Origin of the sequence: Microbacterium sufflavum (genome assembly GCF_023091155.1) — a bacterium.
Taxonomy (GTDB): Bacteria; Actinomycetota; Actinomycetes; order Actinomycetales; family Microbacteriaceae; genus Microbacterium; species Microbacterium sufflavum.
The window spans coordinates 1,166,379-1,181,718 of record NZ_JAHWXK010000001.1; the positions used below are offsets into that span (position 1 = coordinate 1,166,379).

Annotated in this window: 16 protein-coding genes; 15 read left to right on the forward strand and 1 reads right to left on the reverse strand. The window is 71.4% G+C overall.

The genetic code is table 11. The features are described from left to right. Position 1 precedes the first annotated feature (1 nt). Positions 2-697, reverse strand: a complete 696-nt coding sequence (locus tag KZC56_RS05795) for a Pr6Pr family membrane protein (protein ID WP_136030835.1) — start codon at positions 695-697, stop codon at positions 2-4. Positions 698-802: 105 nt separating this feature from the next. Here KZC56_RS05795 and KZC56_RS05800 point away from each other — a divergent pair, with 105 nt between their 5' ends. The 15 genes from KZC56_RS05800 to KZC56_RS05870 all read left to right on the forward strand — a co-directional run bounded on the left by KZC56_RS05800 (position 803) and on the right by KZC56_RS05870 (position 15,324). Beyond that, on the forward strand, positions 803-2,062 hold the full coding sequence (locus KZC56_RS05800) for a hypothetical protein (RefSeq protein WP_247638074.1): 1,260 nt from the start codon (positions 803-805) through the stop codon (positions 2,060-2,062). 155 nt (positions 2,063-2,217) lie between these two features. Beyond that, positions 2,218-2,631 carry a barstar family protein gene (locus KZC56_RS05805; RefSeq protein WP_247638075.1) on the forward strand — a complete coding sequence of 138 codons (414 nt, stop codon included), beginning with the start codon at positions 2,218-2,220 and terminating at the stop codon, positions 2,629-2,631. Positions 2,632-2,729: 98 nt separating this feature from the next. Beyond that, the gene (locus KZC56_RS05810) at positions 2,730-3,857 is read left to right on the forward strand and encodes a hypothetical protein (RefSeq protein ID WP_136030837.1); all 1,128 of its coding nucleotides are present in this window, start codon (positions 2,730-2,732) and stop codon (positions 3,855-3,857) included. Between the two features lie 27 nt (positions 3,858-3,884). Further along, positions 3,885-4,145 carry a hypothetical protein gene (locus tag KZC56_RS05815; RefSeq protein ID WP_136030839.1) on the forward strand — a complete coding sequence of 87 codons (261 nt, stop codon included), beginning with the start codon at positions 3,885-3,887 and terminating at the stop codon, positions 4,143-4,145. Between the two features lie 120 nt (positions 4,146-4,265). Beyond that, the gene (locus tag KZC56_RS05820) at positions 4,266-5,552 is read left to right on the forward strand and encodes an adenylosuccinate synthase (RefSeq protein ID WP_136030841.1); all 1,287 of its coding nucleotides are present in this window, start codon (positions 4,266-4,268) and stop codon (positions 5,550-5,552) included. A 16-nt stretch (positions 5,553-5,568) separates the two neighbouring features. Then, on the forward strand, positions 5,569-6,672 hold the full coding sequence (locus KZC56_RS05825; protein ID WP_247638076.1) for a lactonase family protein: 1,104 nt from the start codon (positions 5,569-5,571) through the stop codon (positions 6,670-6,672). A gap of 68 nt (positions 6,673-6,740) precedes the next feature. After that, positions 6,741-8,138: an MFS transporter gene (locus KZC56_RS05830; RefSeq protein ID WP_136037449.1), complete on the forward strand. Its 1,398-nt coding sequence runs from the start codon at positions 6,741-6,743 to the stop codon at positions 8,136-8,138. A gap of 97 nt (positions 8,139-8,235) precedes the next feature. Beyond that, positions 8,236-9,345 carry an SDR family NAD(P)-dependent oxidoreductase gene (locus tag KZC56_RS05835; protein ID WP_247638077.1) on the forward strand — a complete coding sequence of 370 codons (1,110 nt, stop codon included), beginning with the start codon at positions 8,236-8,238 and terminating at the stop codon, positions 9,343-9,345. Between the two features lie 74 nt (positions 9,346-9,419). Then, the gene (locus KZC56_RS05840) at positions 9,420-9,995 is read left to right on the forward strand and encodes a biotin transporter BioY (protein ID WP_247638078.1); all 576 of its coding nucleotides are present in this window, start codon (positions 9,420-9,422) and stop codon (positions 9,993-9,995) included. A 154-nt stretch (positions 9,996-10,149) separates the two neighbouring features. Beyond that, positions 10,150-11,583, forward strand: coding sequence for a dihydrolipoyl dehydrogenase family protein (locus KZC56_RS05845; RefSeq protein ID WP_247638079.1), 1,434 nt, complete (start codon positions 10,150-10,152; stop codon positions 11,581-11,583). Between the two features lie 135 nt (positions 11,584-11,718). Beyond that, positions 11,719-12,021, forward strand: a complete 303-nt coding sequence (locus KZC56_RS05850) for a DUF427 domain-containing protein (protein ID WP_136033303.1) — start codon at positions 11,719-11,721, stop codon at positions 12,019-12,021. Positions 12,022-12,061: 40 nt separating this feature from the next. Beyond that, positions 12,062-12,922, forward strand: coding sequence for an ABC transporter ATP-binding protein (locus tag KZC56_RS05855; RefSeq protein WP_136037446.1), 861 nt, complete (start codon positions 12,062-12,064; stop codon positions 12,920-12,922). Continuing rightward, complete coding sequence (locus tag KZC56_RS05860; protein ID WP_136033308.1) at positions 12,919-13,611, forward strand: ABC transporter permease; 693 nt, start codon at positions 12,919-12,921, stop codon at positions 13,609-13,611. The genes KZC56_RS05855 and KZC56_RS05860 overlap by 4 nt, the downstream gene beginning before the upstream one ends. Next, positions 13,608-14,333, forward strand: a complete 726-nt coding sequence (locus KZC56_RS05865; protein ID WP_136033310.1) for an ABC transporter permease — start codon at positions 13,608-13,610, stop codon at positions 14,331-14,333. The genes KZC56_RS05860 and KZC56_RS05865 overlap by 4 nt, the downstream gene beginning before the upstream one ends. A gap of 73 nt (positions 14,334-14,406) precedes the next feature. Next, positions 14,407-15,324, forward strand: coding sequence for an ABC transporter substrate-binding protein (locus tag KZC56_RS05870; protein ID WP_136033312.1), 918 nt, complete (start codon positions 14,407-14,409; stop codon positions 15,322-15,324). Positions 15,325-15,340: the final 16 nt, after the last annotated feature.

Below are 15,340 nucleotides of genomic sequence, written 5' to 3' on the forward strand. Positions count from 1 at the left end.
GTCACTGCGCGCGGACGACACCCCGTCGGCGGCCGACCCACACGACCAGTGCGGCGGTGGCGAGGATGATCGCGGCGATCAGCAGCACATACAGCGCCACGGTCCCGTAGCCGCCCGGCTGGTGCGGGTTGAGGAACGGGTAGGGGTACCACCAGTGCTCGCCCGTCCCCGGGGAGACCACGAGGTTCGCGCGCACCAGGGTGTACACGACCCAGACGATCGGGAAGACCGCCGCGACCGCGACGGCGCTCCACCGCAGTGCGCGTCGACGCGGGGCGACCAGCACGTCGAGCAGCATCAGCAGGGGGATCACCACGTGCAGCACCTCGTTCGACCACGCGACCGTGGCACCCTGCGGCAGGGCGATGCCGCGCAGGAGGGTGTTGTAGACGACGCCGGTCACGATCATGTAGCTGCTCGCGCACATCAGCAGGACCGCGAGCCAGCGCGGCTCGGGGTCGGTCGTGTCGCGGTGGCGCAGCGCCCACACGGCCCCGGCGGCGAGGGCGACCGCCGCGAGCACGTTCGACTCGATCGTGAAGAAGCTGAAGAAGTTCGCGATCACGGTGGGGAGGTGGCCGCCCCACGCGGTGTCGGCGTCGCGCGCGATCTCCAGCGTGCGCAGGAGCTGGGCGACGATGGCCGCCACGGCGAGAGCCGATGCCGCGAGCCGCGCGTAGGGCCACCACCGTGTCATACCGACCTCCGTCGCACACTGTAGCGGCACGGAATCCTGCCCACCGCCACCCGGTGTCCGTTGCGTACGACAGGATGGGGCAGACGATGCGGAGGGGGTGGCTCGATGTCGTACGACCTCGAGGTGTACGGAAAGGTCTCGCTGACGGCGAAGGAACTCGCGAAGGTGGTGTCGTCGGTGCGGGGGCTGAAGGCCACGGTCGACCGGCGCGCGCAGACGATCTCCTCCATCGTGCACAAGCGCGGCCGTGCGGCGGCGTTCGAGCTCGACGGGCCCAATCTGCTGGAGCCGGAGGACATCCCGGAGGAGTGGACGGAGGCGGCCGGCTCCACGGTGCTCTACAGCATCCACGTGCCGTATGCCGTGCAGTCCGACGGAGGGTTCTCGTTCCGTGTCGACGAGCGCGATCTGGCGGCGGCGACGGCTTTCGCGGCGCGGCTGGCGGAGCGCATCGACGGCACGGTGATCGACTCGCAGACCGTCGAGCCGCGCGAACCAGAGCCCGCGCCGGAACCCGAGCCCCCGCGCCCGCGCTTCCTGCACCTCCGCTGGTATCGCCTGCTCGACGACCGGAATGACCAGGACCTCGCCGCGATCTATCTCCGCACCGCTCGCGAGTTCTTCCGGCCGGGGGTACCCTCGCGTTTCGGCACGCACGAACCATTCCAGGGGCGGTTCCCCCGCGACGACGACGCCCTGTTCGACACGATGTACCGCGAGTCCTGCTACATCGGCACCCTCATCCTGGCCGGCAAGCCGATCGAGCACGGGACCATCGACGGCTGGACCAACGACCTGAGCCGGCGCACGCAGACGATCGGGCTGAAGTTCGAGCTCGATCGGCTCGTGAAGCTCAAGGCTCTCGGCGCCCTCGAGTCGTTCGTGGTCGCCCTCGCCGAACGCACCGGATCCTTCTTCGCTTTCGCCGAGCTCAGCACGAGCCGATACGGGACCGCGCAGCCGTCCATGGACGTGAAGCTCGACGACCCGTGGAGCGGGCTGCCGACCGACCCGCAGTGGCTGACCTGGTTCGGGCCGGAGTACGCCGAGCTCGTCGCGCCGCACCTCGACCCCGCGCGAACGACGGCCACGGCGCGGGGAACCCTGCTGCGCTGGACCGAACACCCCGCCGAGGCGGAGGAGTTGCGCGCACTGAGCGGCGACCCCTGGATTCCCGCCGACTACCGGGGAGTGTTCGACCCCGCCGTCGACGAGCGATGCCGCAGGGCGGCCGCCGTCATGCCGGCGTCTCTGCGCTATCCCGCGGCGGGCTCGCCCCAGGCCCTGCGCATCGAGGCGCACTATGCGCGGGCGCGCGACGTGCAAGCCAGGGCGGGCGCGCGGCCGGGGGAGGGACGCCGATGACGCTCGAACAATCGGGTGCAGGTCCGTCGTCGACCGCGCGGGACTTCCTCTGGACGACGGGCGGCCCGTGGGTGTACGTCGGTCACGGCGAGCCAGATCGCGAGAAATGGATCCCCTCGTGGTTCTACGCGGAGCCAGGACGGGACGACGTGTGCGTGCGCACCCTGCGCGGATGGAAGATGCGGTCCTACGAAGGACTCATGAACGAGTTCGGTGCCGCTCTCCAGTTCTTCGACGGCTTCGGCGAGAACTGGCCGGCGCTGAGCGATTGCCTCCGCTCCCTGGACGAATGGCTGCCGGCGAGTGCCTACGTCCTCGTCGTCGAGCGCGCGGAAGAGGTGCTGGTCGACGATCCGCTCGACCTGGAAGCGTTCTTGCGGACGCTGCACTTCGCAGGTGAATCCTGGTCGGAGCCGGTGGACGGTCCTGCGGTCCACGCTCGGCCGCCGACCCCGTTCCATGCACTGCTGAACGTCAGTGACGCGCATCCGGAGGGCATCGACCGCTTCGTCCGCGTCGCAGCCGGCGCACGCACCGACATCCCCCTGCGTGAGGGCGGCACCCGATGACGACAGTGGTCTCCGAGGGGTGGCACTGACGCCCCCGGCTCCGGCGACGGCACGGGGGTACGTCAGGATGGGGAGACCCGCACGGGAGGGGATGCACGGTGTCGTACGACGTTGAGGTTTACGGGAAGCGCTCGCTGCGACCGCGTGACCTGGTCTCCGTGATCACGGAGGACGCCGCGCTCCATGCCGACGTGACCGCGGAACCCGCGGGGATCTCGGCGGTGGTGCGCGCGCAGGGGGGCTCCCACTGCTTCCTCGTCGACGGACCGAGCCGCCGGGATCGCGCGGAGATGCCGGAGGGGCGGGCCGACCTCGCCGGGCGACGCGTGCACTACAGCATCTCCGTGGCGTACGACGAGGAGGTCGAGGCCAACACGGCCCTCGCCCTCGCGTTCGCGGCGCGGCTGGCCACACGGGTCGACGGCGTGGTGGTCGACGCGCAGACCGAGGATCCGCCCCCGCCCGCCGCACGTCCCGCGGAGCCTGAGCTGTTCCTGCACCTGGAGTGGTTCCGCGTCATCGACGAGCACAGTGCCGACTTCGCCGCGCACTACGTCGCGGCGGCCGAGGAGTTGTTCCCGCGGGCGCTGCCCCGGGCGTTCGGCCACTGGTCGCCGACGCTGAAGTTCGCGAAGGAAGGCGCAGCGGGGTTCGACCGGTTCTACCGGGAGGAGTGCGCCACGGACCGGATGCGGATCGCCGGACGCAAGCCGCTGGAGTACGGGTACCTCGAGGAGTGGTCGCATCAGCAGATCGGGGAGCGCCAGCGTCTCGGGCTGGTGCTCGACGCGACGACACTGGTGAAGCCACGTCCGGCCGCGGCCGTCGAGGCGTTCTTCGTTGACCTGGCCGCGCGCTGCGGCAGCTTCTACGCGTGCGCGGACGTGCGGCCGTCGAGATACCAGCCGCCGGTGGCGGGCGCGAAGTGGGGCGAGTGGACCGGGCTCCCCGTCGAGGCGCCCTGGTTGAGCTGGTTCGCTCCCGACTACGCCGAACTCGTGCGCCCGCATCTCGTCGACGGCGAGTTGCGTGAGTCCGCCAACGGCCTCCTCCACATCTCCCGCACGTCGCCGGCTCCGGAACCTTCGGAGGACCGGGATTCCTGGCTTCCCGAGGATTTCGTGCCCCTTCTCGGCGACCCCGACGATCGCAGGCTGGCGACGGCGACGGCGCGTGTGATGCCGGAGCGGCTCCGCTCGTCGAACCGCCTCGTACGGACGCGCTGAGCGTCCATCCCCACCGAAAGGCCAGCCATGCTGTCGGACTACAACCGCTCGGTCCTCGCGGAGATGACGCACGCGATGCAGCGGCTCGAGCGGGGCGAGTCGTCGCTGGTCGACGCGCAGTCGTCGCTGTCCGCGCGAGGGCCCCTGTTCGAGAACGACGGGTCGGGGATCCGCGATCTCGCCAGATCGATGACCGCCCGGATCGAGGACATCGCGGACCTCGACGGCGAGGATGGCCGCGACAGCGCGATCGAGTGCTTCGCGCGCTTCCGTCGTGAGGTCGAGTGACGCCGCCCTCAGCCGCATCCACCGCCGGAGGGGTGTCGGAGGCCGCCCGATAGGATGGGGACGCCCGAAGAGGGCCAGCTCATCGGCCGGTGCAAACCCGGCGAAAGCAGGGGAGAACCCATGCCAGGAATCGTGATCGTCGGCGTGCAGTGGGGCGACGAAGGAAAGGGCAAGGCCACCGATCTTCTCGGTGAGCGCACCGACTGGGTGGTGAAGTTCAACGGCGGCAACAACGCCGGGCACACCGTGGTCGTCGGCGACGAGAAGTACGCGCTGCACCTGCTGCCCTCCGGCATCCTGTCGCCCGGGGTCACCCCGGTCATCGGCAACGGCGTGGTCATCGACCTGGAGGTGCTGTTCTCGGAGCTCGAGGCCCTGTCGGCCCGCGGCATCGACGTGTCGCGCCTCAAGGTCAGCGCGAACGCGCACATCATCACGCAGTATCACCGCACGCTCGACAAGGTCACCGAGCGCTTCCTCGGCAAGCGCAACATCGGCACGACGGGCCGCGGCATCGGTCCCGCGTACGCCGACAAGATCAACCGCGTCGGCATCCGGGTGCAGGACCTGTTCGACGAGAACATCCTGCGCCAGAAGGTGGAGGGTGCGCTCGACCAGAAGAACCACCTGCTGGTGAAGGTCTTCAACCGCCGCGCCGTCACGTGCGACGAGATCGTCGACGACCTGCTGTCGTACGCCGAGCGGCTGCGCCCGATGGTCGCCGACACCGGCTACCTCATCGACCAGGCCCTGAACCGCGGCGAGGTCGTGGTGTTCGAGGGCGGCCAGGCCACCATGCTCGACATCGACCACGGCACCTACCCGTTCGTCACGTCGTCGTCGGCCACGGCCGGTGGGGCCTCGACGGGTTCCGGTGTCGGTCCCGGTGCGCTCGACCGCATCGTCGGCATCGTCAAGGCGTACACGACGCGCGTGGGCTCCGGCCCGTTCCCGACCGAGCTGTTCGACGAGCAGGGCGAGTGGCTGCGCAAGCAGGGCTTCGAGTTCGGCACCACGACCGGGCGGCCGCGCCGCGTCGGCTGGTACGACGCGCCGATCACCCGCTACGCCACGCGCATCAACGGCATCACCGACCTCGTGCTGACCAAGCTCGACATCCTCACCGGGCTCGAGCAGATCCCGGTGTGCGTCGCCTACGACGTCGACGGGGAGCGCTTCGACGAGGTTCCGGTGAACCAGACCGACTTCCACCACGCGAAGCCGATCCTGGAGTACTTCCCCGGCTGGAGCGAGGACATCTCGACCGCGCGCACCTTCGAGGACCTGCCGCAGACGGCGCAGGACTACGTGCTGGCGCTGGAGCAGATGAGCAACACGCGCATCTCGGTGATCGGCGTGGGCCCCGAGCGCGACCAGGTGATCGTGCGCCACGATCTGCTCGACTGATCGAGGGGAGGCGACCGTGACGCGCTTCTGGCTCGGCGGCTACGGCCCCGCGATGGACGGCTCCGCCGAGGGCATCGGCGTGCTCGCGGGCGACGAGGGTCGCGAGGCGAGCACTCTCGCGTATCGCGGGGCGGTGACGGCGACCCCGTCGCCGTCGTGGCTCGCGCAGCACCCGGGTCTCGACGTGGTGTACGCGGCGCTGGAGGGTGATGCGGCCGTGCAGGCGTTCGCGCGCACGGGTGACACGGCCCTCGCGCCCCTGGGTGATCCGGTGGCGACGGGCGACGGCGTGTGCCACGTCGCGGTGTCTCCGAACGGGCAGACCCTCATCGCGAGCTGCTACGGCGACGGACGCGTGGTGCGGTTCGGCATCGCGGCGGACGGACGGCTCGTGCCGGCGAAGGAGGATGCGGCGGCGGCACTGCGCGCGGCGCTGTTCGGCGAGGGCGACCCCGACGCCGCCCCCGCGACCCCCGCGGGCGACGGTGTGGCCGCGACCGACCCCTACGGCGGACCGGACCGCGCCTCGCACGCGCACTCGGCCGCGTTCCTGCCCGACGGCCGCGTGGTCACGACCGATCTCGGTTTCGACCTGGTGCGGTTCTGGCGGTTGACCGGCAGCGGGCTGACGCTCGACCAGGAGGTCGTGCTGCCGCAGGGCACGGGACCGCGTCATATGGTCGTGCATCCGAGCGGGCACCTGCACGTGGTCACGGAGTACTCGTGCGAGGTGTTCACCCTGGCGGCGGCGGCCGACGGCACCTGGAGCGTGGTGTCGGCGACGACCGCGAGCCCGGTGGCGCAGGTCGGCAGTGACTTCCCCGCCGAGCTCGCCCGCACGCGCGACGGGCAGTTCCTGTACACGGCGCTGCGCGGCAGCAACACGATCGCGGCGCTGCGTGTGCGCGGCAGTGGGGAGGCGCTGGAGCCGGTGGCGCTCGCCGATTCCGGAGTCGACTGGCCGCGCCATCACCTCGTGTATCAGGGCAAGCTGCTCGTCGCCGGGCAGCGCTCCGACACGGTGACGCTGCTCGACCTCGACGAGCGCACGGGTGCGCCGCTCGGCGTGCGGCATGAGGCGCAGGCCCCGGCGCCCACGAGCATCCTCCCGCTGCGCTGAGCCGATGCGTCGCGGATGCGCGTCATCCGCTTGACCTCAAGGAAACTTGAGGTTCTACGGTCGACCTCATGACCACCGAGACCGGGCGCGCCGCGCCGTCCACGCCACCCACGCCACCCACCCCCCGCATCCTCGGCGGCGAGTACGTGTGGATCACGATCGGCGCGTGCGCCCTGGTGTTCCTCGGCGCGTTCGAGTCGCTGGCGGTGACGACGGTGATGCCCGCCGTGAGCGCCGACCTCGACGGCGAGCGGCTGTATGCGCTCGCCTTCGCCGGACCGCTCGCCACGAGCGTGATCGGCATGGTCGCGGCGGGCAACTGGGCGGATCGACGCGGTCCGGTCGCCCCGCTGTACTCCTCGATCGTGCTGTTCGTGGTCGGCCTCCTGATCGCGGGACTCGCGCCGAGCATGGAGGTGCTGGTCGCGGGCCGGTTCGCGCAGGGCCTGGGCAGCGGCGGGCTCATGGTGGCGCTGTACGTGGTGGTCGCCCGGGTCTACCCGCAGGCGCTGCACCCCGCGATCTTCGCCGGGTTCGCCGCCGCGTGGGTGATCCCCTCGCTGATCGGTCCCACGATCGCGGGCGCGGTGACCGAGCTGTGGAGCTGGCACTGGGTCTTCCTCGGCGTCGTCGTGCTGGTGCTCGTCGCGCTGCTGATGATCGTGCCGGCGCTGCGGGGGCTGTCGAACGAGGGTGACGCGGCGACGCCGTGGGCGGTCGCCCGGCTCGGCTGGTCGGTGCTGGCGGCGGTCGCGGTGCTCGCCCTGAACCTGGTGGGCGACGTGCCCGGCGTCGGCCCGGCGCTGGCCGTCGTCGCGGTCGTCGTGGCGCTCATCGCCGTGCGACCGCTGGTCCCGCGCGGCACCTTGCGGGCCGTGCGCGGCCTGCCGTCGGTGATCCTGGTGCGCGGTCTCGCCGCTGCCGCGTTCTTCGGTGCGCAGATCTATCTGCCGTATCTGCTCACCGACCGCTACGCCCTGACGCCGACGGTCGCCGGGCTCGCACTCACCGGCGGCGCCCTCGCATGGTCGCTCGCCGCGACCGTGCAGGGGCGGATGGGCATGCGGCTGTCGAGCGTGACCGCGGTGCGCCTCGGGACGGCTCTCGTGCTCGGAGGGATCCTGCTGACGGTCGCGATCACCGCGTTCGAGGCGGACGCGGTGCTGATCGCGGCCGCCTGGGTGGTGGCGGGGGCGGGGATGGGCCTGATGAGTCCGCGGTCGAGCGCGCTCACCCTCGCCCTGTCGACCCCGGAGACGCAGGGGTTCAACAGCGGTGCGATGACGGTGGCCGACTCGTTCGGCAGCGCGCTGGCCCTCGCGGTGACGAGCATGGTCTTCCTCGCGCTGGCCGCCGCCGATCCCTTCCTCGGTGTGTTCGCGCTGGCGGCGCTGCTCGCGCTGGCGGCCGCCGTGCTCGCGCCGAGGGTTCGCGCCGGGGGTGCCAGCACGGAGGCGCGCGCGTGATCTGGCGACCCGGATCCTCCGCACGGCGGATCCGGGAAGCGCGGGATCGGGGAGAGCGGGAGAAGCGATGGCAGGCGGAAGCGGGAGGAGTGCAGACATGACGGGTACGGGCACGACGGGCACGGATGTGAGGGGCGGGAACGTGACGGGTGTGGAGACGACGGCCGCTCGGCGGGGTGGAGACGGCGCGGCGCCGGTGGCGACGATGGCGGCGATCGTGCAGCGCGAGTTCGGCGAGTCCGACGTGCTGCGGATCGAACGGGTGCCGGTACCGGAGCCCGGCGAGGGCGAGGTGCGCATCCGCGTCGCGGCGGCAGGCGTGCACGCGGTCGACCTCGATATCCGGCGCGACGCGGCGCCCCCGTCGATGCCGCGCCCCGTGCTGCCGATGACCCCGGGGCGCGAGGTCGCGGGGATCGTCGATGCGGTGGGTGCGGGCGTCGACGCCGACCTTCTCGGCGCGCGGGTGGTCGCGCACGTCGGCTTCCGCAGCGGCGGGTATGCGCAGTTCGCCCTCGCGGCGGCTGCTGCGCTCCACCCGGTGCCCGCGCACGTGCCGTTCCCGCAGGCGGTCGCGGCGATCGGCAGCGGGCGCACGGCGCAGCTCGTGTGGCAGGCGGCGCAGATCGGCGCGGACGACGTGGTCCTGGTCACCGGTGCCTCGGGCGGACTGGGCAGCCAGGTCGCGCAGCTCGCGCTCTCGGTCGGGGCGACCGTGGTCGCGCTCTACGGTGGCGAGGCGAAGCGCGCGGTGGTGGCGCAGCTCGGGCGTCGGGTCGAGCACTCGGCCGCGCGCCTGCTGCCGCTCGATGCGACCGACGACGCGTGGCCGGATCGTCTGACCGGCCTCCTGGACGGCGCGGTGCCGACGGTCCTGCTGGACGGGGTCGGGGGTCCGACGGGACGCGCGGCGCTCGAGTCGCTCGGGCGCGGCTCCCGCGTCGTGATCATCGGATGGTCGAGCGGCGAACTCCTCCGTGTCGACGGCGACGACATCGTGCAGAACTCGCTCACCGTGACCGTGCCGCTGGGCGGGGCCATCGCCGACCTCCGGGCGCTCGAGACGGCGGCCCTCGCGGCCGTGGCCGACGGGCGGGTCGACCCGCCCGCCGACGTGTTCCGGTTGACCGATGCCGCCGCCGCGCACGACGCCATCCAGCATCGCCGTCAGCGCGGGAAGGTCGTGCTCGTTCCCGACGCGGAGTGATTTGCGCGGAGGGCATCGGCCTCCCTACTCTGTTGAACGGTGTTCAGGTGAACACCGTTCAGGAAGGACACCCGATGACCCCCACCTCCCGCGACACCGGTGCGACGCTCGGCCGCATCGCCGTCTTCGCCGCCCTCATCATCGTGCTCGGCACGGTCGTCGTGCCGCTGCCCGGCGGGGTGCCGATCACCGCGCAGACCCTCGGCGTGATGCTCGCCGGACTCGTCCTCGGGCCGCGCGTCGCCCCGCTGTCGATCCTGGTCGTGCTCGCGCTCGCCGCGATCGGCCTGCCGGTGCTCGCGGGCGGACGCGGCGGCGTCGGCGTGTTCGTGGGGCCGACCGCGGGGTACATGCTCGGCTGGATCGCGGGCGTCGTCGTGATCGGGCTCCTCCTGCGCACCGGTCGCCCGGCGTGGTGGCGGGTCGCGCTCTCCGCACTCATCGGCGGGGTGCTCGTGGTGTACGCGTTCGGCATCCCCGTGCAGGCCCTCGTCACGGGAGTGCCGCTCGACCTCACCGCGCTGTCGGCCCTCGCGTTCCTCCCCGGCGATCTGATCAAGGTCGCCGCGGCCACGCTGATCGTGGTGGCGCTGCGCCGGGCGTACCCGCGGGCGTTCGCGGACACGCGCGAGCGCGCCGCCGTCGCCTGACGCCGCCACCCGCTCCGACGCTCCGGTCGCCGTCGCCTGCCGACGCGACCGGAGTGCTCCGGGCAGTTTCGGCGCGGCGGGAACAACGCGCCCGTGACTCGACGTTCGTCATGAGCAAGACTTGCCTGACACGGGCGACGGAGAGGTGCGACGCATGACTGCCGACAAGACCGACGAGTACGACCTGATCGTGGTGGGTGCGGGGCCGGTGGGCGAGAACGTCGCCGACCGGGCCGTGCAGGGCGGGCTCACCGCCATCATCGTGGAGAGCGAACTGGTGGGCGGCGAGTGCTCCTACTGGGCGTGCATGCCGTCGAAGGCGCTGCTGCGCTCGGCGCAGGCGCTGCGGGCGGCGCAGCACGTGGCCGGGGCGTCGCAGGCGGTGACCGGCACGCTCGACGTGCGGGCAGTGTTCGAGCGCCGCGACGGCTTCACGAGCAACTGGTCGGACGACGGGCAGGTGTCGTGGCTGCGGTCGGCCGGCATCGACCTGGCGCGCGGCCACGGGCGTCTCACGGGCGAGCGCGAGGTCACCGTGACCGACGCCGACGGCGCCACCCGGGTGCTGCGGGCCCGGCACGCGGTCGCGATCAGCACGGGCTCCGACGCCGTGATCCCGCCGATCGACGGGCTCCGCGAGGCGTCCCCGTGGACGAGTCGCGAGGCCACCAGCGCCGAAGAGCTGCCGGAGAGCCTCGCGGTGATCGGCGGCGGTGTCGTCGCGGTCGAGATGGCCACGGCGTACGCCGCCCTCGGCTCGCGCGTGACCCTGCTCGCGCGCAGCGGGCTGCTGGGCGGCATGGAGCCGTTCGCGGGGCAGCGCGTGACGGCCGGCCTCGAAGAGCTCGGTGTCGACGTGCGCACGAACACCGGCACCACGGCGGTGCGCCGCGGCGACGACGGTGTGACCATCACGCTCGACAGCGGCGAGGAGGTCACGGCCGCCGAGGTGCTCGTCGCGACCGGCCGTTCGCCGCGCAGCGCCGATATCGGCCTGGAGATCGTGGGGCTCGAACCCGGACGCTGGATCGAGACCGACGACACGCTGCGGGTGCCCGGGGTGGACTGGCTGTACGCGGTCGGCGACGTGAACGGGCGGGTGCTGCTGACCCACCAGGGCAAGTACCAGGCGCGGGCGGCGGGCGACGTGATCGCAGCCAGGGCGAACGGCGGCGAGGTCGACGACGCCCCGTGGGGCCGGCACGCCGCGACGGCCGATCACGCCGCGGTCCCCCAGGTCACCTTCTCCATCCCGGAGGTCGGCTCCGTCGGACTCACCGAGGCCGCGGCGCGCGAGGCGGGCACGGCCGTGCAGGTCGTGGACTACGACCTCGGGTGGGTCGCCGGCGCGAGCCTGTACGAGGACGGGTTCGCCGGGCAGGCGCGACTCGTGATCGACACCGACCGCGACGTCGTGATCGGGGCGACCTTTGTCGGCCCGGAGGTGGCGGAGCTCGTGCAGGCCGCGACCGTCGCGATCGTGGGCGAGGTGCCCATCGCGCGCCTGTGGCACGCGGTGCCCTCGTACCCGACCATCAGCGAGATCTGGCTGCGACTCTTGGAGGGCTACGGGCGCGACTCGGCGTGAGCCGGGCAATCCGATCCCGCGACCGCACCGAACACGATCCGGATTGTTTCTCATATTGACGACCCCGCGCGCAAGGCATCACCCGATGTCGGACGCGTCTTATACGCTCGAACCCACATCCGAGGAGGCAGGACCATGAAGGCTGTACTCGCAGGAACCGTGATCGCCGAGGCCGCACAGGACGACCTCATCCGCATCGAGGGCAATTGGTACTTCCCGCCCGCATCCGTCTCGCCCGACGTGCTCGTCGAGAGCCCCACGCCGTACACGTGTCCGTGGAAGGGCGAGTGCCAGTACTACTCCATCGAGGCCGACGGAGAGCTGCACAAGGATCTCGCCTGGTCGTACCCGCACCCGTACCCGTCGGCGTTCGACCGCGTCGGAAAAGACTTCTCGGGCTACGTCGCCTTCGCCCCGGGCGTCGAGGTGTCGGCCTGAGCCGCGCCCTCGCCCGCACGACCGTCGGAGAGAACCCCTCATGATCGAGTTCCGCCACGTCACCAAGCGCTTCCCCGACGGGACGCTCGCGGTGAACGACTTCAGCCTGGTGCTGCCGTCGCGCAAGACCACCGTGTTCGTCGGTTCGTCCGGCTGCGGCAAGACCACGCTGCTGCGCATGATCAACCGCATGGTCGAGCCCACGTCGGGCGAGGTCGAGATCGACGGGGAGAGCGTGCTCGCCGGCGACCCGGTGGCCCTGCGCCGCCGCATCGGCTACGTCATGCAGAACTCCGGCCTCATGCCGCACTTCAGCGTGATCGACAACGTCTCCACCGTGCTGCGCCTGAACGGCGTGAAGCGCAAGGAGGCGAACCAGCGGGCGCGCGAGCTGATGACCACGGTCGGCCTCGACCACGCTCTGGCCGACCGCTACCCGAGCCAGCTCTCGGGCGGGCAGCAGCAGCGCGTCGGCGTGGCCCGCGGTCTCGCCGCCGACCCGAACATCCTCCTGATGGACGAGCCCTTCGGCGCGGTCGATCCCATCGTGCGCGCCGACCTCCAGCAGGAGACGCTGCGGCTTCAGCACGAGCTCGACAAGACGGTCGTGTTCGTCACGCACGACATCGACGAGGCGTTCCTGCTGGGCGACCAGGTGGTCATCCTCGACAAGGGCGCCAGGGTCGTGCAGGTGGGCAGCCCGAGCGAGATCATCGAGAATCCGGCCGACGAGTTCGTCTCCGCGTTCATCGGTGCCGACCGTGGCCGCCGGGCGCTGCACCTCAAGCAGACGCCGCGCGGCACGGTCGTGGTCGACTCCGAGGGCCGCACCCAGGGCGCGATCGTCGACGCCCCCGACGACGTGGTCGACGAGGCGGCCGCGGCGAAGGCGGCCCCGTGAACTGGGCGGTCGACAACCTCGGCCTGATCCTCGACCTCACCGTCGCGCATCTGCGGCAGAGCGTCGTGCCGATCGTGCTCGGTTTCGTGCTGTCGCTGCCGCTCGGGTGGGTGGCCTGGCGCTACCGCCTGGTGCGCGGCCCGATCATCGCGCTCACGGGCCTGCTGTACACGATCCCCTCGCTCGCGCTGCTGATCCTCCTGCCCGCGGTGCTGGGCTACTCCGCGATCAGCGAGCCGAACCTGGTGATCGCCCTCACGATCTACGCGGTCGCCATCCTGGTGCGCGCGGTCGCCGACGGCCTCGACTCGGTGGACGACGACGTGCGGCAGGCCGCCACCGCGACCGGTTTCGCACCGTTCCGTCGTTTCTGGGCTGTCGAGTTCCCGCTCGCCGGCCCGGTGATCCTGGCGGGGCTGCGGGTCACGGCCGTCAGCACGATCTCGCTCGCTACGGTCGGCATCCTGATCGGCGTGCGCAACCTCGGGTACCTGTTCACCGACGGTCTGCAGCGCCGCATCATCGAGGAGGTCTTCGCGGGCGTGGTCGCGGTCGTCGTGATCGCCCTGATCGTCGACCTGCTGCTCCTCCTGGTCGGCAGGGCGCTCATGCCCTGGACGAGAGCGGTCACCAAGACGGCGACGAAGGCGGCGGTCGGCCGCACGGCGGCGATCGGATCGGCCGCATGAACCTGTTCGCGGAGGCCTTCGCGTGGCTGTTCTCGCCCGACCGCTGGCAGGGCGCGTACTCGCTGCCGGTGCTGTTCGGGCAGCACATCTTCTACACGGTCGTCTCGGTGGTGATCGCCGCGGTCATCGCCGTGCCGCTCGGGTGGCTGATCGGGCACACGGGTCGCGGTCGGGAGATCGCCGTCGCGGTCTCCGGAGCGGCGCGCGCCATCCCGTCGTTCGGCCTCATGGTGCTCCTGGTGCTGCTGCTGGGCGTGCTGCGCACCCCGCTCGCGGCGATCATCACGTTCGTGCTGCTCGCGATCCCGTCGCTGCTGGCGGGCGCGTACACCGGACTCGAGGCCATCGACCGCCGGGTGCTCGACGCGGCGCGGGCCATGGGCATGACCGAGTGGCAGGTGTTCTGGAAGGTCGAGGTGCCGCTCGGGCTCTCGCTGCTCGTCGGCGGCCTGCGCTCGGCGCTCCTGCAGGTCATCGCCACGGTCACGATCGCCGCCTACGTGAACCTGGGCGGTCTCGGCTGGCCGATCATCCAGGGCATCCCCCTGCGCCGCTTCGATCAGGTGCTCGGCGGCGCGATCCTCGTCGCGGTGCTCGCCCTCATCGTCGACCTCCTGCTCGCCCTCGCGCAGCACGCCGCCGTCCCGCGCGGCGTGCGCACCCGTCCGCAGCGTCGCCGGGCCAAGGCGCCCGTCGCCGCGCCCGCTCCGGCGACCGCCTGAACCACAGCGCCACCGAGGCCACAGCATCCGTCCGAACCACAGCATCCGCAGGTCCCAGAGAAGAGGAAGTCCCATGTTCACCGCACGCACGTCCCGCTTCGCCCTCGCCGGCGGCGCCGCGATCGCCGCAGCGCTCGTCCTCGCCGGCTGCACCAGCAGCAACCCGCTCGACACCCCCACGGAGGACTCCGGTTCGGGTGGCAGCGACACCATCGTCATCGGCTCGCAGGCGTACTACTCGAACGAGATCATCGCCGAGATCTACGCCCAGGCGCTGGAGGCGGCCGACTTCACCGTCGAGCGCAAGTTCAGCATCGGTCAGCGCGACGCCTACATGCCCGACGTGGAGTCCGGCGCGATCGACCTGTTCCCGGAGTACACGGGCAACCTGCTCGAGTACCTCGACAAGGACGCCACCGCCACCAGCCCGGAAGACGTCTACGCCGCACTGCAGGAGACCCTGCCCGACGGCCTCACCGCCCTCGACTACGCCGAGGCGACCGATCAGGACACCTACACGGTGCTGAAGAGCTTCGCGGAGGAGAACGGCCTCACCACGATCGCCGACCTGTCGAAGGTCACCACCCCGGTCACGATCGGCGCGGCGCCGGAGTTCGAGCAGCGCCCCTACGGCCCCGCGAAGGCCAAGGAGGTCTACGGCGTGGACCTGGCGTTCTCGGCCACGGGCCCGACCACGCTCGAGTCGCTGCTGGCCGGTGAGATCCAGGTGGCCGACATCTACTCGGCCGACCCGGCGTTCCAGACCGAGGACATCGTGTCGCTGGAAGACCCGGAGAACATCATCCTGGCGTCCAACGTCGTGCCGATCGCGTCGAGCGATGTGGCCGACGAGATCGCCGACGTGATCAACGGCATCAGCGAAAAGCTGACGGCCGAGGAGCTCGTGGCCCTCAACGTGCAGAGCACGGTCGACAAGAAGTCGGCGGAGGAGATCGCGAAGCAGTGGCTGGCCGACAACGACCTCGCCTGAGCTGAGCTCGACGGAA